We start from the raw sequence: 19,821 nt of genomic DNA on the forward strand, positions 1-19,821 counted from the left end.
TGGGGTGGCGGGTGGCCTGGGTGGTGGGTGGCCTGGGTGGTCGGTGGCCTGGGTGGTCGGTGAGGCCGGCGGCTGTTGCGGGGGCGCGGCGGTGGGCCGGTTCGCTCTGGGTCTGCGCCCGGCCCGGGATGCGTGTACGTCCTCGGCCCGCGTCGGCATCGTTCTCCGCGGGCGATCGCCGGCCGGTGTCGGGGCCGTCGGTCATGCGGAGCGGGCGCGTCCTCGACGACGTGCTCGGCATGGCCACGGGGTGGCGCGACCGTGCCCGGAGCCCGGGCCGGGCCGGGCCGGGCCGGGCCGGGCTACGGCATGGTGCGTGGCGCGTTCGTTCAGGCCGTGCCGCCCGGGCACGGCAGTTTCCCGCGTTCTCGGGGGTTCCCCGGCGTTCCCGGGCAGTCCCCCGCGCTCCCGGGCAGTCCCGCCTTCCCCGGTATCCCGCGTTATGGGGCATCCCGCGTTCCGGGCTGCCAGGTGTTCTGCCCCGGCAGGGACTCGTCCGTCGTCCCGTCGCCGGCCATGGTTGCGGCGCTGGGCGTCACACCGGGGTCGGCGCACAAGCCGCAGGGCGCATGCCGACGCGGCGGGGAAAACCTTCGCAGTATCCGGCGTTCGGGCCGTGCGGGGTTTGCGGGAGCGGGCCGCAGACGGCGGGCGGGCCTCTGCGGCATCCGGCGTTCCGGCCGGGGGCTGTGGGCGGGGGCGGGTGCGGGGTTGGGAGTGGGGTGAGGGGTGGGTTTGGGTGGGGCGGCGGGATGCGGGTTGAGGGTGGGTGCGCGTGTGATTGTCGTGCGGTGGCTGTGGCGGGATTGCGGTTGCCGGGGGCGGTTGTGAGGGGGCGGTTGTGGGGCCGTGGCCGCGGGGCGGGGGCGTTGCGGGGGTGGTCCTGGCGGGCGGCGCGGCGTTCAGTGCTGAGTCCGGTGGCGTCCTGGTCATCACGTGTGCGGTGCTGCGCCGGCCCGCCGCCGTGTCCGGCCATGGTCCCGGGGGGCCGCGCCGCGGCCGGCCGGGGTCCGGGCGGTCCGCCGGGCGCCGCGCTTCAGGGGTCGGGGGCTGCCGGGGCGGCAGGGGCCCGGCGTCTGAAGGCGCGGGTGGTTGCGGCGCTGCGCCGGCCCGTGCCGCCCGCAGGCACAGGCCGCCCCGGGCCTGCCCGCCGGGCCTCCTCCCCCGCCCGGCGGAAAAGGGCCGGAAGAGGGACGCGGAAGAGGGGTGTTCGGTGCTGCCGGGCGCTGCCGCCGCGCCCCCCTGCGGGGCCGGGCGGTGCCCTACGGGCGGGGCCGTCCGCCCGTAGGGCACCGCGGCGGGCAGCGGCCCGACCCCCGTAGGCGGCAGGCCACGCGCGGGCGCGAAAGAGACCGCGCGGCGCAGGGAGACCGACAGAGACGGGGAGAGCGGGCGGAGCACGGGCCGGGCCGCCGCACGAGGCGGCGCTTGCGGGCGGGCCGTCGGCCGGCCCGGGGGCTCCGGCGTCAGGTCCCGTGGCCCGCAGCGGGCGCGGGAAGGTGCTCCAGGCCCAGTTCGCGCAGGATCCGGGCCAGGTCGGCGGGGGCCGCTGCCAGACGCACCAAGGTTCCCGCGTCGTCGAGTTCAGCGACGTGCCAACTTCTGCGGACGTTCTCCTCGCCCCGGGCGCGCCGCACGTTCACCGCGGTGAGCCGCTCCACCGGGATGCGTCTGGCCGCGGTGCGCCCGGGGCCGGCGTGGGGTACCACCGCGGGAGGACCGTCGCCCAGGACGACGTGGGTGCCGAAGAAGTACGGGTTGTAGTCGGTCTGGTCCAGGAAACGGGCGGCCAAAAACGTCTCCCCGCACACCGGCGGCACCGGGACCCTTCCCCCCTCCCCCGGGCTACGGACCCGTGTGGCGCGCCAGGCGAGGGCGGACAGGACCAGGGTGAGGAGCAGGCCCGCCGCCCACCAGGCGGCCGGCGCGCGGGAGGAGAACAGGGTGGTCGGGTGGAGGTAGCACAGCGGCAGCAGCCACGCGGCGGTGGCCAGGAGCACGCCCGCGAACGGCAGGGCCGAGGGGAGCACTTCGTCCCCGGCCAGCCGGCGCCCGCGCCGGCGCACCAGGAGCAGGGCGCCCGGGTATCCCGCGCCCAGGGCCAGCCCGGCCGCGATGACGGCCACGTCACCGGGAGGCGTCATGTGCTCGCGCCACAGATGCCCGTCCCCCGCGACCTCCCTGACCTCCCCCCGCCACACGGTCACCTCGACCCGGTGGCCGGCCGTGAACCCCTGGGCGCCTTCGTAGGAGACCTGGACCCGCCGCACCGGCCGGCTGCCGGTGAAGTACAGCCAGCTGGCCCGCTTCCCGCCGTGCGGGTCGCTCCGCGCGATGACCGCCGGCACGGTGGTCAGACACCCGCCCCGCGCCGCGGCGGGCACCCCCTGGGCACACGGCACCGCCGCCTCCCACGCCCGCCGCTGCGCGTCGGTGCCCGGCACGAACGACGCGGCCAGACCCGCACCCGCGAGCAGCAGCACGAACAACGCCAGCAGCAGGCGCCGGCCCCGCCCGGCGGTGCGATAGGACACCACCGGCAGATGCGCCGATCGCGGCGTGCCGTACCGGCGGTGCAGCGCCCGCAGCTGTTCCACCTGCCTGTCGAACGCCGGGTCGTCCTCCCGGGCACTCTGCGGCAGCGGCAGGTGCACCGTGCCCCCGCCGCGCAACACCACATCCAGACGGCGCACATGACCGTGACGCACCCGCTGCAGACGCACCTGCAGATCCGCCACCTCACTCCACGGCACACTACGGCGGCGCAGCATCCGCGCGTGGACCCCGACCGCGTCGGCACGCACCCGGGCCGCCACCCACGGCAGCAGCAGCAGACCCAGCCCGATCACGCAGAAACCAGCGGCCAGCCACACCACGAACCACCCGCCCCGTTCCATGGGCAACAACCCGGCCGGCACCGCCCAGACACCCGTCACGACACCGAACACAGCGAAAAACCGGCCCGGACGGCTGGTGAACGGACGACAGGTCATCTCGGGCGCTTCACTCATGGAAACGATCCTGACACCGGGCCGCCACCGGAACAGGTACGCGCTACAGCAGCATCCAGGACACGGTCATTGCCGTGAAACGGAAAACAACCCCCCACCCACCAAGCCCAAAACAAGGCAAGGACTGCCATGAACCACCACCCGCACGAACACCCGCCCGGATACCGTCCAGCCCCGGGCACACGAAACCAACGAACCCCGAAGCGCGCCAGGAGAGCTGGACACCCGCAGGACACCGGAAACCGCCACGGGGACGGAGGACGGAGGACGGAGGACGCGTAGCGGACGACGGAGGGAAACGGCGACCGGAGACCGGAGACCGGAGACGCGTAGCGAGCAGCCCGGCGGCGGAGGACGCGCAGCGGACAACGAATGGCGACGGAGACCGACGAGGGCAGCGAGCGACGGGGCACGGCGAGCGACGGGCGGCGAGCGACGGGCACCGGGGACCCGGAGGACAGGCAGGGGGCCGGAGACCGGAGACCGGAGGCCGCCGGGGAGCGGAGACCGCCGGGAGGCGGCGCCCCCCCAGAGGCGGCCACCCCGCAGGGGCGGAGACCACCCGGAAGGGGGCGGAGACCGGAAGCCGGAAGACGGGCGGGAGCCCGGGAAGCGCCGAAGGCAGAAGACCGGAGGACACCGGGCACCAGGCCCCGGGACCAGAGAGGGCGGAGGACGCGTGGCGGACACCGGACGGCGGGCGGCAGACGGCAGATGGTGGAGGACGGGGCCGGAGGACACAGGACGCCGGAGACCGAGGAACGGGCAGCGGACACCGGAGGACACCGGAGGACGCCGGGGAAAGCCGACGGCGAAGGGCGCCCGGGCACCAGGCCCCGGGACCAGAGAGGGCGGAGGACGCGTGGCGGACAGCCGGCGCCGGTTCCCACTCCGGCCCTCAACGATGAACCACGACCACACATCCGCCGGCCCGATGACTCCTCACCACCCGGGGACGCCCCCTTCCCGGCCTACGCCCCCGGCCCTCCCCCACGTACCGTTCACAACCAGCCCACCCCCCGGCCCACCAACCCGAAAAACCGCCCACCCCCCGGGGGCGCAGCAGCCGGTACTGCACCTGCGGCTTCCAAAACTCGCCGGTCTCCGCGCCGGAACCCGTTCGTGCGGGCCCACGGGAAGGGCCCATGCTGCAGCAGGTCGCCGAGAGTGTACTGATCCACCAGAGTGAGTTGCTCGAGAACAACACCGTTGTCGTGCACGGCAGGGACGGCGTGCTACTCGTAGACGTCGGGATCACCGGCGCCGAAATGACCTGCCTGGCGAACGACCTACGTGAGCTGGGCCAGCCCGTGGTGGCAGGCTTCTCCACGCATCCAGATTGGGATCACCTGCTCTGGCATGCCGAACTCGGCCAAGCACCTCGTTACGGAACAGCCCGCTGCGCAGCCTTCATGCAGGACGTGTTGTCGAACGCCGACTGGAAGGCCGGCGTCGCCGAGAGCCTGCCGCCGTCGCAGCCACTTGTGGCCGGTAGCGCGAGAGATACCCATCTCAGCAGCTACATGGGCCACGGGACGCCCCCGACGGACACGTTCGACCAACAGCCGCCTGCCGTGAACGGTCAGCCGGGCATTACGGTGGGACACGAAGACCTCCCTGCAGTGCAGTCCTAGACAGCTCCACCACAGCGGAGGTCTTCGCCATTCATCAAGCCCCCAGTGTCAACAACGCTCGTGACCAATACATCTAGGGGGTGTCCGTAAAGTCGGTTGGTCGTCAGCCCGTTCGTGGTGCGCCGTCATGGAGTGACTGATCGAGCCTGGGGCGTGATCGGACCGTTGCTGGCTCCGCCTCGGACGGGTCGTCCAGTGCGGGACCGGCGCCAGGTTCTCGACGGGATCCTGTGGAAGCTGTCCACGGGTGCCGCCTGGCGGGACCTGCCGGAACGGTACAGGCCGTGGAAGACGGTCTGCGAACGGATCCGCCGCTGGTTGGCGGACGGAACCTGGGACCGGCTCCTGGCCCATGTCCAGCAGCACTCCGACGCGGTCGGCGAGGTCGACTGGTCGATCGTGTGCGTCGACTCGACGATCGTGCGTGCCCACCAGCACGCGGCCGGGGCCCGAAAAAGGGGGGCCTGGACCGGCGAAGCCCTCGGCCGGTTCCGCGGCGGGCTGAGCACGAAGATCCACCTCGCCCGCGACGGGCAGGGCCGACCGCTCGCGTTCACCATCACGGGCGGAAACGTCAACGACTGCACGCAGTTCGAGCCGGTCATGGCCCGCATCGCCATCAAGCGGAGCGGGCCCAAACGGCCTCGCACCCGGCCTGACCGGGTGGCCGGCGACAAGGGCTGCTCCTCCCGCACGATCCGGGCCTACCTGCGCAGACGCGGCATCGCGTGCACCATTCCCGAACGCATCGACCAGATCAGCGGACGCCGACGACGCGGCGAGACACTCTGCCACCTCGACCGCACCGTCTACCGCCGCCGCAACGTCGTCGAACGCTGCTTCAACCGGCTCAAGCAGCACAAAGCTCTCGCCACCCGCTACGACAAACGAGCCCGCCACTACAAAGCCCTGGCCACCCTCGCCTGCCTACGACTCTGGCTCCCCACCGACATGGCGGACACGCCCTCGAACGGCTGATCAGACCACCGGCGGCCCTGCCTCGATACGGTGCAGTACTGGAGGCAGGCGGTCCAGGTCGGGGCCGGTCTGGACCTGCCGCTCGTCCCACCAGGTGGCGCCGGCGTCGTGCAGCGGACCGATCACGTCCCTGGCCTTGGCCACGTCCGAGGGCGTGGCACCGCCGAGCACGAACTCGAAGGGGCGCTCGGCTCCAGTCGCACGTTGCTTGCGCACAAAGCCGACCAGATCCCGCACCTCGGCCACATCCGGCACATGACCATGCCTGGCCGTCTCGAAGAGCGGCACCGCGCCGTCCCACCGCGCTGCCCGCCGCATGGGCGGACGACGCGGCCAGAACCCCCCGATCCACACCGGTGGACCGGGCCGCTGCACAGTGGCGGGCAGCAGTGCCACGTCTTGGACCTCGTAGTGTCGGCCGTTGTGGTCCACCGGCTCGCCGGACCAGAAGCGACTCAACAGCTCCAGTCCCTCATCCAGCCGCTCGGCGAGGAGACGTGGCTCGGCAGCGTCGCCGAAGCTGCGGTATTCATCCTCAATCGGCCCGCCCAGACCCGCTGCAAAGATCACCCGGCCGCCGCTGAGGTGGTCCAGGGTGGCCACCTGACGAGCGAGCTGCTGCGGACGATAACGGGGGACCGGCGTCAGCAGGGTGCCCAGCCGGATCCGGGAGGTCGCCAGCGCGGCCGCGGTCAACAGCATCCAAGGGTCTCCGAAGGGACGCCCCTGATGTTGTCGATGCAGTACATGGTCCCAGACGAAGAGCCCGTCCCAGCCAGCCTGTTCCGCCGCAGCCGCCACGGTCGCCACGTTACGAGGGTCCGCAAAGTCACCGAAGTTGGGGATGTTGATGGAGAAGCGCATCCCAGCAGGATGCGCAGCCAGCCGCGAAGGAGCAATCAGATTCCTAGCCAGACGGCTTCACGGCAGGCCGCTACCTGGGGAATTACGTGACCACACCCCTGGGGAATTACGAGACCGTCGACACACCTGCCCCGTAGTCGTACTCCAGCAGTCGTCGCAGCTCGTACAGATGAAAGGTCTCCCATGCGGGTGGGCCCGCAGTGCCTTCGTTGCACCAGTTGCTGTAAGAGTTCCTACTGAGGTTGAACTCGTGGAGTCGTAGAGGCTGACGGTTCGTCGCCTCTGCGGTATCACCGAGGCATGCGGTATCCACAAGGGGGCGGGCTGACCGCCGAGCGACAGATGTTCCGCGAGGAGTTACGGCTGTAGGCGGCCGAGTGGTTCGCCCAGGGCGAGGCGAACTCGGTGATCGCCAGGGACCTGCGGGTCAGCGTCCGCTCCGTGCAGCGATGGCGGCAGACGTGGGACGAGGACGGCCCGCGGGCTCTGCGGTCACAGGGGCCGGCGTCGCTGCCGAGACTGAACGAGAAGCAGTTCGCCCAGCTGGAGGCCGGGCTGGCCAAGGGGCCTGCCGCACACGGCTGGGAGGACCAGCGATGGACGCTCGCGCGGATCAAGACGGTGATCGGACGGCGCTTCCATCTGACCTACACCATCCAGGGCGTGCGGAAACTGCTGGTACGCAACGGCTGGTCCTGCCAGATCCCGGCCCGACGCGCCATGGAGCGGGACGACGACGCGGTGGCCGGCTGGGTCAAGGAGGTGTGGCCGTGCGCGGAAGACTCGCGGCGGCCCGTGGAGCCTGGCTCGTCTTCGAGGACGAAGCCGGATTCTCCATGACGCCGCCGCAGGCGAAGACTTGGTCACAGCGCGGTCGTACCCCGGTGGTGCGGGTACGGGGCCGTTCCCGCAGACGCGTGTCCATTGCCGCGCTGACCTGCTACAAACCTGACCAGCAGACCCGGCTGATCTAACGGTGCCACGCCGGGACGACGGCCGCCGCGACGGACGCAAGAGCTTTTCCTGGCGCGACTACCGGGACCTGCTGATCGCCGCCCACCAACAGCTCAGGGGCCCGATCGTGCTCATCTGGGACAACCTCAACGTCCACAAAGCCGCCGACCTGCGAACGTTCGCCCAGGACCAGGACTGGCTGACCATCCACTACCCGCCGCCCTACGCACCCGACCTCAACCCCGTGGAAGGGATCTGGTCACTGCTGCGGCACGGCTGGCTCTCCAACGTCGCCTTCAGCACACCCGAACACCTCCTCCAGCGCATCCGCCGCGGCCTACGGCACATCCAATACCGCAGCGACCTCATAGACGGCTGCCTCGCCGAGACCGGTCTGATCACCCGACCCACCTGAACAGCCATGCGACATCACGAGTTCAACCGCAGTAGCCAGTGGTTGGTGATGGCGATGAGGTGCGTGGGCGATGGGCTCGAACGTCCACAGGGCGTCCATCGGGATCGCGAGCTGTCATCGTTCACTGCGTGGGCAGTGTCTCGATCTGTCCGACCGGCCACCCGGCGCCCAGAATTTGTTTGCGGACCTCACATAGTTGCGCGTGTGTTCCCACGCGCAGCCCCCATCCGGCATTGCTGAGGGGATCGAGATCAGTGGTGGGGGCGGTAGTGGTTTCGACGATCATCAGGTGGTCATCGCCGCCGACATCGATGACTGCGATCCGAGGATCCAAAGGGCGCCGCCAGGTCCCGTTGAAGATTGCCGCCGATCCCGTGGCTTGCGTCCCATCACCGGCAACTCCGCCGGCAGGCACAGCCACTGTTCGCCCGTCAGATCCCCACGAGCCATCCGAAGATCGTTCCCCAGGTCGAGCGAGGCCGGCAGGCCCGCGAGCACTTCGAGGAGACCAGCCCCGTCGCCCCGGCGATCCCCGCAATCGACCGGTCGGTGGAGTTCCTGGACCTGGTCACCGCCTGCCACTCCTTCGTCGCGGCGGCCGGCCGCGTCGTCCCCGGGCTGCGCGACCGCCAGCTCGGCGAGGACGAACGCACCATCGTCCACGAGAACGTCGCCCGCGTGAGGGGGGTGTTGACTGAACTAAGACCCGAATTTCCGCAGGTCAGTGACCTATTGAAAAGGTCTGCGTCAGTTGGTGCATGAGTGATGCTGACGGGCTGGTCCGTAACCCGGCGTCCTTCGTCGTGCCGCAGACCGGTCGACTGGAGGAGACCGGCGAAGTAGCTGAGCCGTACCGGCTGCTCGACTCCGAGGAACGGCTTGTCGTGCCGGCGGCGGTGTTCTTCGCCGACCTGCAGGCGGCATCGACGCCGTCGACGACGATCCGTTCGTACGGCATGGGCTTGCTGCGGTGGTACCGCTTCTTGTGGGCCGTGGATGTGCCCTGGAACCAGGCGATCAGGGTCGAAGCCCGGGACTTCTCCCGCCGGTTCCAGCTCGCTGGCAATCCCCTGCGCGTGCACTGGCGGCATCAGCGTAAGGCCACCGAGGCGGACGCCGTGCTTGCCCAACGCGGTCCGCGCCGCGCCGAACCAGGTACGCCGAACCCGGTGACCGGCAGGCCCGCGCCGAGCCGGAAGTACGCGGCCTCCACCAAGGCTCACAGCGAGACGGTGCTTCGGGCCTTCTACGACTTCCACCTCGAGGAGGGCACGGGGCCGATCGTCAATCCCTTCCCGTTGGACCGCTCCCGGCGCGCTGGCCGGGCCCACGCCCACCACAACCCGATGGATTCCTTCCGCTCCGAGCGGCAGGGCCGTTACCGGCCGAAAGTCCCCAAGCGCATCCCGCGGCGGACCCCGGACGAGCTGTTCAACGCCCTGTTCGCAGCGCTGAAGGACAACCGCGACCGGGCCCTGCTCGCTTCCTGGGTCTCCACCGGCGCCCGCGCCGAGGAACTCCTCACCAGCCGGGAGAAGGACGCCCTTCCCGGCCAGCAGCTCATCGGCGTGACGCGCAAGGGAACCCGCGCCTACCAGCAGCTTCCCGCCTCCACCGACGCGTTCGTCTGGCTGCGGCTGGCCCAGGAGGAAGCCTGGAGCAAGGGGACACCCCGCGGACGCAACCACACCCTGTGGTGGACACTGCGGCGTCCATGGCGGCCCGTGAACTACCACGCCGCCCGGGCCATGCTGAACCGCGCCAACGGCCTGCTCGGGTCGAACTGGACCCTGCACGACCTGCGGCACACCGCGGCCTATCGGATGGCCCGCGACCCGCAGATGTCGCTGACGGACGTGCAATGGGTCCTCGGACACGCACACCTGTCCACCACCGAGATCTATCTGGCCGCGAGCCAGGAGAAGGTCATCGAGCAGGTCCTCGCCCACCATGCCCGCCGGGAACGGCAGCCAGTGCAGCCGCCGACGCCGGCCCCCGGCCACAACGCCGCCAGTCTCGACGTGCTCTCCGGGCAGGCGGGATGACGACGACTACGACGACCGCGACGCCAGCCACCTCGCAGGGGAAGGTCATGGCGTTTCACGGGGCGGCACACAAAGCACTTCGGGAGACCTTCCCGCCCCGGTTGGTGCCGGACGCCTGGACGGCCACCGCCGAGTCCCGCGACCAGGTCATGGACCGGCTCCGCGATCTGTCCGCCGACTCTTCGAAGCACACCTGCTACCACCGGATACGCGGGGCCGAGCAGATCTTGCGCTGGCTGGAGACCTTCCCCGGGGCGACCTGGCAGCAGAGGTGGCGGAACAGCACGGCGGACGACCAGCTACGAGGCTGGATCGGCCTGCCCAGGGCCTGGCACGCCGACCACGGCGTCGGCGTCGCCTCCTACCTCCCCTCGGGGGCTCTGCACCTGATCTGCGGAGACGTGATCCGCCCCCGTCCGGACTGGCTGATGCACCTGCACTCGACCAACTTCCGCTCCCGGATCGAAGCGACCCGGGACCAGGACGGCTACGCAGAACTTGCGGCAGTCGCAGGTCCCGCATGGTCAGCCAGGGTGGGGCGGCCGGCATGTCACCAGATCGCGGTGCTGCTGGCAGCCAAGGGTCGCCGCATCCGCGACATCACCGTCGGTGACTGCCTTGGACTGCGAGCCACCGAATCCCGCGTCTACTCATGCGGCGGCACCGGTCGGTCGCTGTTCTACAGCTGGCTGAAGGGGCTCGGGCACTTGCCGCCGGACGCCCCGCACACCCTGCGGGACGTCACCCGGCACTCGGGACAGGTCAGCGTCGCGGACCTGGTGGGCCGCTACCACTTGCAGAACACCGCCGTCCGCGATCTGCTGGTCGACTACCTCGCCGAGCGCCGGCCCGCCCTGGACTTCTCCTCTCTGGAGAATCTGTCGCGGATCCTGGTCCCGGCACTTCTGGAGAACCTCGAAGACCTCCGGCCCGGCATCGACTCCCTCCGCCTCTCCGCGGAGACCGCAGCGGCCCGGAAAGAGCGCGTCCGCACTCGACCGCAAGCGCCAGCCGGATGGCACCTACGCCACCAGCCTGCGGCTGAACTACCTCGACTTCCTGACCGCGGTCCGTGCCTGCTACCTCGACATCACCCAGTGGGCCGTGGAAGAACCGGCCCGCCCTGTCCTTGAGGGAGGAAACGTTGCCGCGCAGGCGCTGCTATCCCGCCGACCTGGGAGGACGAATGGGCCCTGACCGAGCCCATGTTGCCGACACCGGCCTGCGAAACGAAGGCGGGCGGCCGTCCCGAGAAGCATCCTCGCCGGGAGATCGTGGACGCGATCCGCTATGTCGTGGAAACTGGCTGCAAGTGGCGGGCCCTGTCCAAGGACTTCCCGTCCTGGCGCACGTGTTACGGGTTCATGGCCCGCTGGGCCGCCTGCGGCGTCGTCGGCCAGATCCGTGACCAGCTCCGCAAGCGGATCCGCCGTGAGATGGGCCGGGCGCCTGGAGCGGTCGCCACCGTCATCGACTTCCAGTCGATCAAGGTCGCCGAGACCGTCGGCCAAGGACTCCCGCGGCTACGACGCCGGGAAGAAGATCAACGGCCGCAAGCGGCACCTGGTCGTGGATACCAAGGGCCTGCCGCTGTTCGTCGTGATCACTCCGGCCAGCTTGAGTTCGGCCGTCAGGCGCAGCAGGGCCACTGCGCCATCTTCGGCGGGCGTGGCCAGGAGCTGTTCGAGGAGGTCGGCGCATTCCTGAACGGTGCGGGCGGCTACGAGGGCGGGCAGGGCGGCCTCGATGTGGCGCTGGCAGTCGGCCTGGTAGAGGGCGGCGAACAGGCGCACGAGGTCGGTGACCGGGCGGTGTTGCAGGGCAGTGTGGACCATTTCGGTCGCGGTGGCCGGGCGGTGTTCGCTCAACCCGCTGATCTGCGCCGCCAGCACCGGCACCGGCACGGGATGCGTCCAGGGCGCGGGCGACGTCCGGGATCGGAGTGTGGCCTTCCGGCGCAGGCTGGTAGGCGTTGTTGCGGGCGAACGGCCAGGAGCCGAGGCTGTTGCGGCACAGGTTCTGCGGGCGAGGGCGGCGCTTGGCCTGCAGGCGCCGGGCGAGCTGGTCGAAGACGGCGTCCAAGTCGAGGAACTCGTTCGGGGAAGCGACGCCGCTTCGCAGCAGCTCGAGGAGTTCGCCGGTGAAGGCGGTGTGGGGCTCGCCGGGCGGGGACAGTGCCACAGCGGTCTCCGCCGCGGCCGCCATCAAATAGGTGCCGTCGATCTCAGCGAGTGCCGCGACCGACTCGGACTGCACACCGAAGGCACGGGCGCTGTAGCAGCAGTCGAGGATCACGATCCGGCGAGCGGCACCGCTCGTCTCGATGGACCGCTTGATCCACTCATAGGGTACGGCCGTGTCGAAGACGGAGTCCCGGTCACTGTCGGGGACAGCCAGGTGGGCGGTGAGACTCTGATGACCCTGGACGCCGTGGCCGCCGCCTACCGGCTGAAAATGGACTCCCAGGCCCACGAGGACACCTTCAACGCCGCCCGGCCCGAGGACGAAAAAAGTCACTGTATGGAAGGCAACGTGGATTCCGGTTGTCTCGCACGGCGCGGCAGACAGCACCTCAGGCCTGTACCTCGAAACGGTGACCGGTCACCTGGGCCGCTGGTCCCGCTACAACGAGGCTCCCGGCAACGTATTCGACACGCTCGTTACCTATCTCGAAGAGACTGCTGACGCGCTGGAAACCCCGGCACTGGCCACCGGAGACAGGCCCGGCCTGATCGGCGGGGCGCTGGTGTGGCGCAGAAGGGTGAGCCCCTCACTGAAGGACCAGTGGCGCCCCTTGGTCGGCTGACCACGCAAGGGAAGGGGGCCAGCCCGTCGGCCAGCCCCCCTTCCTGCTTCACATGTCGGCACTCACGTCACATCAGCCGATCTCGCGCCAAGCGCAAGTCGTCGTTGCCGACGTGCAGTGCTCGAAACCGGGAGGACTTACGAGAAACCCGTCACCGTCCAGCATCCGCCACGATGGGGCCGGAAACTTGCTGAACGCTTGCTGGTTCTGCCCTCCCGGTCACGTGCGCTGCGGCGTCGGTTCCACTTCGGCCTCGCGGTGGCCGCTGTTCCCGGGCTCGCGCGGCAGCACGCGGAGGTACAGCATCGCGGCTGCTGCCACCACTGCCGGCAGTGCCAGCAGCCACGTGCTGAACAGCAGGACCAGCAGTGTGAAGGCCACTGCGATCACTGCCAGCCACCACAGCGGTCGCCGACGCGGCAGAAGGGCAACGGCTGCGGCCATCCCCGCGGCGGTGACTGTGGCCAGGAACGCCGAGGTGATCTGCATCAGCAGGTCGAGTTCGGTTCCTGCCGCCGCGACCACCATGAGCAGGGCGCCGGTGAGGACGGCCTGGACCAGGAGGCTGCGCCGCGGCACACGGCCAGTTCCGGTGCCCTTGGCCAGCCATCCGGGCAATGCGCCGTCCCGTCCCAGGGCGGCGCCGAGGCGGGCTGCGCCGGCGACGAAGGTGTTGATGGCGCCGAAGGTCAGGCACACCGCCGCTGCCGCGGTCACGGTCCGGGCGCCCGGACCCACGCCCTGCTCGATCAGCAGCATCAGCGGAACGCTAGACCGGTCGGAGGTCTCGCCGAGCACCCCGACGGTCACCGTGGCCAACGTCAGGTAGAGGGTCCCGACGACGGCCAGGGTGGTGACCGTGGCGATCCGCAGGTGTCGCTGTGGGCGTGCGAATTCGGCCGAGAGGTGGCTGGCGGCCTCCCAGCCGCTGAAGGCGTAGAAGAGCACGACCGCAGCGGTGCCGACGGAGGTCCAGCCCTGCGGCATGAACGGGGAGAAGTTGCTCGACGACATGTCCGGTGCGGCGGTGACGATGGCGATGACCAGCAGGAGGACGAGCACGGTACACAGCAGCACCTGGATCCGTCCGGAGAGGTGCAGGCCCACGTAGTTGGCCGCGAAGGCGGCCGCGAGCAGGATGGTGGTTCCAAGCAGGGCGATCCCCCTCCCCAAGCCCAGCGCCTCGGCGACGTACTGTCCACCGATCATGGCGCCCGCCAGCACGCCTACGGGGACGGCGGCGTAGAACCACCATCCGACGCAGGCGGCGGCCCGTGCGCCGAAGGCCCGGGCCACGAACGTCGCGACACCGCCGCCGTCCGGATATCGGGCGCCCAGTGCCGCGAAGGACAGGGCCACGGGAACGCTCAGGAGCAGCAGCCCTGCCCAGGCGATCACCGAGGCAGGACCGGCCACGGCGGCTGCGAGAGCTGGCAGGGCGAGCACCCCCGGCCCCAGCACCCCGCCTATGTAGAGGGCCGTTCCCTCGCTCAACCCGAGTTTCGCTCCCTGCACGTTACTCCTCCCCTGTCATCGAATGCCGATGGAGATTCGGCAAGCAAGCCCTGACGTTAGGTTGTTGAGCGCCTTGTACGATCGACTGCCGAACTAACGCCGGAGGATGGGGAGTGCGGTACGTCGTGGACGAACTTGATTCGGCGATCGTGGCCCGGCTCCAGGCAGACGCACGGCAGACCAACAGGGAACTGGCCCGTTCGCTGGGGGTCGCACCGTCGACCTGTCTGGAGCGTGTCCGCCTGCTGCGCAAGAGGGGCGTGATCAACGAGTACACGGTGCAGGTGGACCTGCCGTCCCTCAACCGCAACGTGCAGGCACTGGTCGCACTCCAGGTACGCCCGCTGAACCGACAGGTGATTGAAGAGGTTCGGCGCTCGATGGACGCGCTGGACGAGGTGCTCGCCGTCTATGTTCTGACCGGCGGTGACGACTTGATCATTCATGTCGCCGTCCCGGACGTGGACCAGCTGCACAGCTTCCTCATCGACCGGCTCAGCGACCGGCGGGAGATCGTCAGCTTCCGCAGCTCGGTGATCTTCCAGCACGACCGGAAATTGGTCGTCCCACCGCTGCCGTGACACGTCGGAAGACACGCGGGAACACGGGAACCGGGGGGCGTGCGGGGCGCAGGGAGAAGACGGACCCGTACGCGACAGCTGCTCAGGGCGTGTTGCTGTGGGCGGACCGGGGTCTTGTCACTGCTTGACGGCGTGCAGGACGTACAGGCCACGAGGGCCGGCGGCGTGGCGCCGTACGTCAAGTCCGGCCGCGTGGCACTGATCGGTGAGCCACTGGGGAGACACACGGAGCTTGGGGTAGCTGCTGGTCTTCAGCTTCCAGCTGTCGGCATGGCGGGTGTGGACCAGGTCGTGAACCAGGACGGTGTCCTCGCCCTGGTAGTCGAGGAAGCAGGTGAGGATCCGGTCACCGGTGCTGCGGACCGGGATGAACCGCTCCGGACCGTGGAGTTCGCGGGTCAGGTCCCGGTAAGTGGCCACGAAGCTCCCCCCGGGGTGCAGTGCCTTGGCCACGTCCGTGATCAGTTTCTGCACGTCCTGGCTGCTGGGCAGGTGCGGGAGGGTGTCGCCCATGCACGCGACGACGGCGAGAGAGTCCGGGGAGGCGAGACCGGGCAGGGCCTCGCGGATGTCCTGGTGCACGGTGCGGACGGCCTGGTGGTGCCCGGAGCGCATGGCGAACTCCATCAGTTCTTCCAGGAGACGGGCGCTGGTGTCCACCGCGGTCACGGAAGCGAAACCGAGAGACGCCAGGGCGAGAGTCTGCGGGCCCGGGCCGCAGCCGAGGTCCACGGCGGCGGCTCCCTCCAGTACTGGTGCTGTCAGCCCCAACTCGCGGAAGAGGTCGGCTTGTGCCGCCGCTGCTTCCTCGATGTCGCCGCCAAGCATCCAGGTGTAGTGCTCGGCGAGCAGGCTTTCGTAATGATCGGCAGCGGTGGCCATACATGGCCTTTCATGAAACGGGTCGATCAGGTCGTGGAAGCTGGGTTCTCGTCCGTGTTCTGGAGAGCGGACACACCGTGCACGGCGGACTCGCCCGTCAGAACCCAGGCGGTGAGATCGCGGAGGTACACGTTGGCCAGGGCGTCCTCCAAAGCGCCCCCGAGAGCAGCCCGGTACATGGGCGTCACCGCCGCGTAACGCTGCCTGCCCGCCGACGTGATGCTGGTGGTGACCGTCCGCCCGTCATCGGCCCCGGACGATCGCTTCGCAAGTCCTCGCCCCTCCAACCGGCCGACCAGCCGCGTCACTGTGCTGTCCTTGAGCCCGATCCGATCGGCCAACTCCCCCATCCGCAGGGCGGGACCGGTCTCCGTACGACTCAGCGCACACAAGGCCCGGTATTCCGACAGCGGCAAGCCGTGCTCACGCTGCAAGGTATCGTCCAACTGCTTCTCCACACGCCCCAGCAGCCGCACCGCCATGCACCATCGGTCGTCCTGTGCATCGTCGGCGGGACGCGGCTCTCGGGAACTCTGTGGCTCAGACATCACGTCGCCACCCTATTTGCTTGGCGAAGCAAATACCAGCGACGTACTGTGCCGCGAAAGCCCAAACAACCCGCACAAGGATGCTCGATGAGCCACGCAACGGTGAACGGAGCCACGCTCCACTACGACGACCACGGTCCCGTGACCGGGCCGGCGGTTCTACTGATCCACGGGCACCCCTTCAACCGCACACTGTGGGCAGCGCAGAGCAAAGCCCTGGCCGCGGCCGGATACCGGGTCATTACCCCGGACCTGCGCGGATACGGCGACAGCGACGTCACTCCCGGAACGGTGTATCTGTCCGACTTCGCAGACGACCTCATCGGCCTCTTGGACCTGCTCACCATCGATCAGGCCGTGATCGGCGGCGTCTCGATGGGAGGGCAGATCGCCATGGAGATGCACCGCCGCTACGCCCGCCGCATACGTGCTCTCGTCCTGTCCGACACCTCGGCCCCCGCCGAGACACCCGACGGCAAGACATTCCGCAACCACCTGGCCGACCGCTTGCTCGCCGACGGCATGGCCGACTATGCGGACGACGTTATCGACAAGATGCTGGCCGCCTACAACGTCACCGCACTGCCAGCCGTCGCCACGCACGTCCTCGGCATGATGCGCGCCACCGACCCCCGTGGTGCCGCGGCCGCCCTGCGAGGCCGGGCCGAGCGCCCCGACTACCGCGACACGCTCGCCGCCGTGCGATGCCCGGTGCTGATCGTCGTCGGCGCCGATGACGTCTACACACCGGTCACCGACGCCGAAGCCATCAGCCGCCTCGCCCCGCACTCCGTACTGGACGTCATCGACGGTGCCGGGCACCTTCCGGGCGCTGAGCAGCCAGAATGCTTCAACCGCGTCCTGCTGGACTTCCTCCGGACACAGGCTCCTGGCCCGGCCTGACCGGAGGCCCCCGTTCCCCGCCACGCACCAGGAACATTGCACCGGAACTTTACGACGCCTGACCTGGGACTTGACCGCTTGGGATTGCTTTTCAGCGAAACTGCCGGGCCTCAACTCTTTCCTGGCCGGCCCCGGCGACTGTGCGGTCACCGCCGACTGCCGCCGGGTGCGGGCAGGCTGGTGACCTCGGCAATCGCCTCCGCTGAGGGATGGAAGTACTTCCGCACGTTCTCCGGCTTCTTGTGGCGGGACTTCGCCATGAGCATGGGAAGGCCGGCCCCGCCCTCGCCGAGGCGGGTGAGACCGGAGTGCCGGAACTCGTGCAGGTCCCAGCCCGTGCCCGCTACTCCGCCAACCGCAGTGTGAGCATCCAGCAGGGCGCGGGCCTGACCGTACGACAGCCGGACGAGCCCGGTGTCCGGGCAGACATCCCGCGCCGCAACGACCTTGCCGGGGCCCGGCTTGCGGTGGGTGACGAACACCGGCCCACGGGTCCGGCCCTTGATCAGCCGGGGCAGCAGGCGGGCGGTGCCGGCGTCCCAGAACACGGGCTCCAGCACGAACTCCTCGCGGCGCCGCGCCGCCGGGTGCGCGGCCGGGCCCCCTTGGCCATCACCGGGGCCCGCCGCCCGGCCAGGTCCAGCTCCTCGATGTTGACGCCGAGGATCTCCTCCGACCGTGCGACCGTCTCGTACAGCATCCGCCACAGCGTCTTCTCCCGCAGGTGCACGTCGCGGCGGGCGATCAGCCGGTCGGTGGCCATCTTCGCGCGGGCCGGGGTTTTTGAGTTCGGCGGGGCAACCGCTCCGCCCAGCCCGGCACACGCGGGCTGTCGTAACCGCGCTCGGCGCATCAGCCCAGCCAGGAGAGCACCGCCGACCGGCGGGCATTCCACGTGTTCACCGCCGAGCTGCCCCACGACAGCTCCAGGGTGCTGCCGTCTTCATCGTCGGCGACCACCGCCAGCGGCCGGTCCTCGCCGAGATGTTCGGCGGTCTTGCCGACCCCGATGCCGTACGAGCGGAGGGTATTCGGGTTGTCGAGAGAACCGAGGAACACGTCCGCCGCCGTGCGGACGGTCAACGCCTTCCCAGCGGGCAGCTGTACGACCGCAGGCACGGTCTCCTCCTTGCCGCAGATAATGGGGCCGCTTCGCGCACGGCCCCGCGGACGTCGTCACAGGCCACGCTCAGCGACGCTACAGGTAATAGGGCGTTATCTGTGGAACGACTTCAAACAGCGCCGTTCCCCGATACTCCGTCAGCCGCCAACCAGGGCCGACGAGCACTTAGCAGCACGATCTGGCACGGATGTTCCTCAGCCCCCGGCCCCGACTGACGTACCGGAACGACCACGCTGTCGGCCGGTCCCGCGGCGGATCGACCGCGAGAACTGGCCATGAGTCACGGCAAGCACCGTTGCCGCACCAAGGCCTCGCCGCAGGCCGGGCCGCGCACCCGGGCCGGCTGCCGGCCTGAGGGACGGCTGCCGCCCGGAAGCCGGATGAGGTGCCGGCCCGGACGCCGTCGGCGGGTGTCAGATCCACGAGACGGCTTCGGTGAGCTCGTCGTCGTAGAAGCCGAAGAAGAAGCCCATGGTGATCCGGTCGGAGCCGGAGACCTTCTCGATGGAGTGGTAGTAGGTGGGGTTGAGCAGGTAGACGTCCCCGGCCCGCGGCTTGAACTCGTGCGCGGGAGCGTCGCCCGTCACCGACTCGTCGTAGCCGAGACCGCCGACGATCTTGTAGCCGGTGTCCTCCTCCGACCACCGCTTGTGGTGGATGCGCAGCTCACCGCCCTCTTCGCACTCCTGGATGCACACCACGCAGCTGAGCTGGTGGCGCAGCCCGGCCAGGGCCAGCCCGGTGCCCGCGGCGTCGCGCATGATGTTGTCGTTGTGCAGCGGGGTGCGGATGCCGTCCGCGTAGATCCGTACGTTCTGCTGTGAGTAGCTGCGGCCGTCGGCCTCGGACTCGGTGTCGAACCGCTGCAGGCCCAGCACTTCGGCCAGCCGCCGGCGGGTCAGCGTGCCGAGGTCGACGCCGATGGACTCGGTGAACTCGTTGGCCTTCCGCGCCTCGGCGAAGTACGTGTCCGGCTCGTGCAGATGCTTGGCCAGGTACGGGCCGATGGTGGTGAGGGTGCCGTTGCTGTAGCGCGTGGTCGACGCCCGGCCGAAGACCGGCGCCAGCCGCTTCCGGTTCTCGTCGAACACGGACTCCGGCAGCAGATTGCGCAGCACCACGACGGCGACCGTGCCGTCGGCCAGGCGTCTGAGCAGGTCCGCGCCGTCCGTGTACCCGGCTGCCCCGTCGTTCTCGCCGCTCCCGTCGCGATCGACATCGATGACGATGCGACCCCATTGTTCGCTCACCTCAGTACCTCCTGTCGGTGTGGCTCATCAAGGGGCCGGCCTCCGGTCGTCCCGGATCGGAATATTGCCACATCTGTCAAATCTTGGCAAGTTACTGATGTCGACTTTCGTAGCGCGGGGTAACTGCAATAGACGAGGTGAATCCATGCTTGACGTGGCATCGAGTGGCCCTCGTGGTGGCGGCCAGGCGTGTTGTCGGGTGTGGAACGGAAACAGGACATTGCCAAGAATTGCCAGACGTTGCTACCGTCGGTGCATCAGTCGGGATGACGCGCCATCCGGAGACGACCGGCCACTGCCGCACCCGGAGCG

At 69.7% G+C, this 19,821-nt stretch carries 15 protein-coding genes and 6 pseudogenes; 11 read left to right on the forward strand and 10 right to left on the reverse strand.

All coding sequences use genetic code 11. From position 1 onward, the window contains the following. Positions 1–1,466: 1,466 nt before the first annotated feature. The gene (locus GCU69_RS16105; RefSeq protein ID WP_156206435.1) at positions 1,467–3,011 is read right to left on the reverse strand and encodes a PH domain-containing protein; all 1,545 of its coding nucleotides are present in this window, start codon (positions 3,009–3,011) and stop codon (positions 1,467–1,469) included. A 1,145-nt stretch (positions 3,012–4,156) separates the two neighbouring features. Here GCU69_RS16105 and GCU69_RS33775 point away from each other — a divergent pair. Then, positions 4,157–4,471 (forward strand): annotated as a pseudogene (locus tag GCU69_RS33775) (MBL fold metallo-hydrolase); the annotation flags it as partial. On the opposite strand, the pseudogene GCU69_RS16115 reads toward GCU69_RS33775, so the two are convergent. After that, positions 4,454–4,618 (reverse strand): annotated as a pseudogene (locus GCU69_RS16115) (helix-turn-helix domain-containing protein); the annotation flags it as partial. The pseudogenes GCU69_RS33775 and GCU69_RS16115 sit on opposite strands and share 18 nt — an antisense overlap. A gap of 144 nt (positions 4,619–4,762) precedes the next feature. On the opposite strand from GCU69_RS16115, the gene GCU69_RS16120 reads away from it, so the two are divergent. Beyond that, positions 4,763–5,623: an IS5 family transposase gene (locus GCU69_RS16120; RefSeq protein ID WP_170315872.1), complete on the forward strand. Its 861-nt coding sequence runs from the start codon at positions 4,763–4,765 to the stop codon at positions 5,621–5,623. Here the strand turns inward: GCU69_RS16120 and GCU69_RS16125 are convergent, their stop codons facing one another. Then, positions 5,624–6,487 (reverse strand): LLM class flavin-dependent oxidoreductase, encoded by an 864-nt coding sequence (locus tag GCU69_RS16125; protein WP_098752764.1) that lies wholly within the window; start codon positions 6,485–6,487, stop codon positions 5,624–5,626. A gap of 300 nt (positions 6,488–6,787) precedes the next feature. On the opposite strand from GCU69_RS16125, the pseudogene GCU69_RS34960 reads away from it, so the two are divergent. Next, positions 6,788–7,856: pseudogene (locus GCU69_RS34960) on the forward strand (IS630 family transposase). A 121-nt stretch (positions 7,857–7,977) separates the two neighbouring features. Here the strand turns inward: GCU69_RS34960 and GCU69_RS33785 are convergent. Further along, on the reverse strand, positions 7,978–8,142 hold the full coding sequence (locus GCU69_RS33785; RefSeq protein ID WP_235978512.1) for a hypothetical protein: 165 nt from the start codon (positions 8,140–8,142) through the stop codon (positions 7,978–7,980). 179 nt (positions 8,143–8,321) lie between these two features. On the opposite strand from GCU69_RS33785, the pseudogene GCU69_RS16145 reads away from it, so the two are divergent. The 4 genes and pseudogenes from GCU69_RS16145 to GCU69_RS16160 all read left to right on the forward strand — a co-directional run. After that, a pseudogene (locus tag GCU69_RS16145) lies at positions 8,322–8,549 on the forward strand (DUF6192 family protein); the annotation flags it as partial. Between the two features lie 65 nt (positions 8,550–8,614). Then, a complete protein-coding gene (locus GCU69_RS16150) occupies positions 8,615–9,901 on the forward strand; it encodes a tyrosine-type recombinase/integrase (RefSeq protein WP_156206437.1) in 1,287 nt (428 codons plus the stop codon). 47 nt (positions 9,902–9,948) lie between these two features. Further along, complete coding sequence (locus GCU69_RS16155; RefSeq protein WP_156206438.1) at positions 9,949–11,034, forward strand: hypothetical protein; 1,086 nt, start codon at positions 9,949–9,951, stop codon at positions 11,032–11,034. 11 nt (positions 11,035–11,045) lie between these two features. Further along, positions 11,046–11,539: pseudogene (locus GCU69_RS16160) on the forward strand (IS5 family transposase); the annotation flags it as partial. Here GCU69_RS16160 and GCU69_RS32670 read toward each other — a convergent pair. Beyond that, on the reverse strand, positions 11,425–11,805 hold the full coding sequence (locus tag GCU69_RS32670) for a hypothetical protein (RefSeq protein ID WP_170315863.1): 381 nt from the start codon (positions 11,803–11,805) through the stop codon (positions 11,425–11,427). The pseudogene GCU69_RS16160 and the gene GCU69_RS32670 sit on opposite strands and share 115 nt — an antisense overlap. On the opposite strand from GCU69_RS32670, the gene GCU69_RS16165 reads away from it, so the two are divergent. Beyond that, the gene (locus GCU69_RS16165; RefSeq protein WP_156206439.1) at positions 11,726–12,586 is read left to right on the forward strand and encodes a hypothetical protein; all 861 of its coding nucleotides are present in this window, start codon (positions 11,726–11,728) and stop codon (positions 12,584–12,586) included. The two genes, GCU69_RS32670 and GCU69_RS16165, sit on opposite strands and share 80 nt — an antisense overlap. Continuing rightward, positions 12,495–12,707, forward strand: coding sequence for a hypothetical protein (locus GCU69_RS32675; protein WP_170315864.1), 213 nt, complete (start codon positions 12,495–12,497; stop codon positions 12,705–12,707). Before GCU69_RS16165 ends, GCU69_RS32675 begins: the two co-directional genes overlap by 92 nt. Before the next feature lie 219 nt (positions 12,708–12,926). Here the strand turns inward: GCU69_RS32675 and GCU69_RS16170 are convergent, their stop codons facing one another. Then, complete coding sequence (locus GCU69_RS16170; protein WP_235978513.1) at positions 12,927–14,201, reverse strand: APC family permease; 1,275 nt, start codon at positions 14,199–14,201, stop codon at positions 12,927–12,929. Between the two features lie 146 nt (positions 14,202–14,347). Here GCU69_RS16170 and GCU69_RS16175 point away from each other — a divergent pair, with 146 nt between their 5' ends. Then, positions 14,348–14,803 carry an Lrp/AsnC family transcriptional regulator gene (locus GCU69_RS16175; protein WP_098752767.1) on the forward strand — a complete coding sequence of 152 codons (456 nt, stop codon included), beginning with the start codon at positions 14,348–14,350 and terminating at the stop codon, positions 14,801–14,803. Positions 14,804–14,920: 117 nt separating this feature from the next. Here GCU69_RS16175 and GCU69_RS16180 read toward each other — a convergent pair whose 3' ends face one another. Together GCU69_RS16180 and GCU69_RS16185 are read right to left on the reverse strand one after the other, a co-directional pair. Further along, on the reverse strand, positions 14,921–15,685 hold the full coding sequence (locus GCU69_RS16180; RefSeq protein WP_156206441.1) for a class I SAM-dependent methyltransferase: 765 nt from the start codon (positions 15,683–15,685) through the stop codon (positions 14,921–14,923). Positions 15,686–15,711: 26 nt separating this feature from the next. Then, entirely contained in the window at positions 15,712–16,167 is a 456-nt protein-coding gene (locus GCU69_RS16185; protein ID WP_098752758.1) for a MarR family winged helix-turn-helix transcriptional regulator, read from the reverse strand. Positions 16,168–16,320: 153 nt separating this feature from the next. On the opposite strand from GCU69_RS16185, the gene GCU69_RS16190 reads away from it, so the two are divergent. Further along, entirely contained in the window at positions 16,321–17,136 is an 816-nt protein-coding gene (locus GCU69_RS16190; RefSeq protein ID WP_156206442.1) for an alpha/beta fold hydrolase, read from the forward strand. A 146-nt stretch (positions 17,137–17,282) separates the two neighbouring features. On the opposite strand, the pseudogene GCU69_RS33235 reads toward GCU69_RS16190, so the two are convergent. Both GCU69_RS33235 and GCU69_RS16200 read right to left on the reverse strand, forming a co-directional pair. Further along, a pseudogene (locus GCU69_RS33235) lies at positions 17,283–18,255 on the reverse strand (tyrosine-type recombinase/integrase). Between the two features lie 417 nt (positions 18,256–18,672). Further along, positions 18,673–19,509, reverse strand: coding sequence for a 2OG-Fe(II)-dependent halogenase WelO5 family protein (locus GCU69_RS16200; protein WP_098752756.1), 837 nt, complete (start codon positions 19,507–19,509; stop codon positions 18,673–18,675). Positions 19,510–19,821: the final 312 nt, after the last annotated feature.

This window comes from Streptomyces lycii, from assembly GCF_009735685.1.
Classification (GTDB): Bacteria; Actinomycetota; Actinomycetes; order Streptomycetales; family Streptomycetaceae; genus Streptomyces; species Streptomyces lycii.

Coding starts and splice junctions, on each gene's coding strand:
- GCU69_RS16180 (WP_156206441.1), bottom strand. CDS start 15,685: ATGGCCACCGCTGCCGATCATTACGAAAGCCTGCTCGCCGAGCACTAC.
- GCU69_RS16190 (WP_156206442.1), top strand. CDS start 16,321: ATGAGCCACGCAACGGTGAACGGAGCCACGCTCCACTACGACGACCAC.
- GCU69_RS33785 (WP_235978512.1), bottom strand. CDS start 8,142: ATGATCGTCGAAACCACTACCGCCCCCACCACTGATCTCGATCCCCTC.
- GCU69_RS16125 (WP_098752764.1), bottom strand. CDS start 6,487: ATGCGCTTCTCCATCAACATCCCCAACTTCGGTGACTTTGCGGACCCT.
- GCU69_RS16105 (WP_156206435.1), bottom strand. CDS start 3,011: ATGAGTGAAGCGCCCGAGATGACCTGTCGTCCGTTCACCAGCCGTCCG.
- GCU69_RS16150 (WP_156206437.1), top strand. CDS start 8,615: ATGAGTGATGCTGACGGGCTGGTCCGTAACCCGGCGTCCTTCGTCGTG.
- GCU69_RS16185 (WP_098752758.1), bottom strand. CDS start 16,167: ATGGCGGTGCGGCTGCTGGGGCGTGTGGAGAAGCAGTTGGACGATACC.
- GCU69_RS16155 (WP_156206438.1), top strand. CDS start 9,949: ATGGCGTTTCACGGGGCGGCACACAAAGCACTTCGGGAGACCTTCCCG.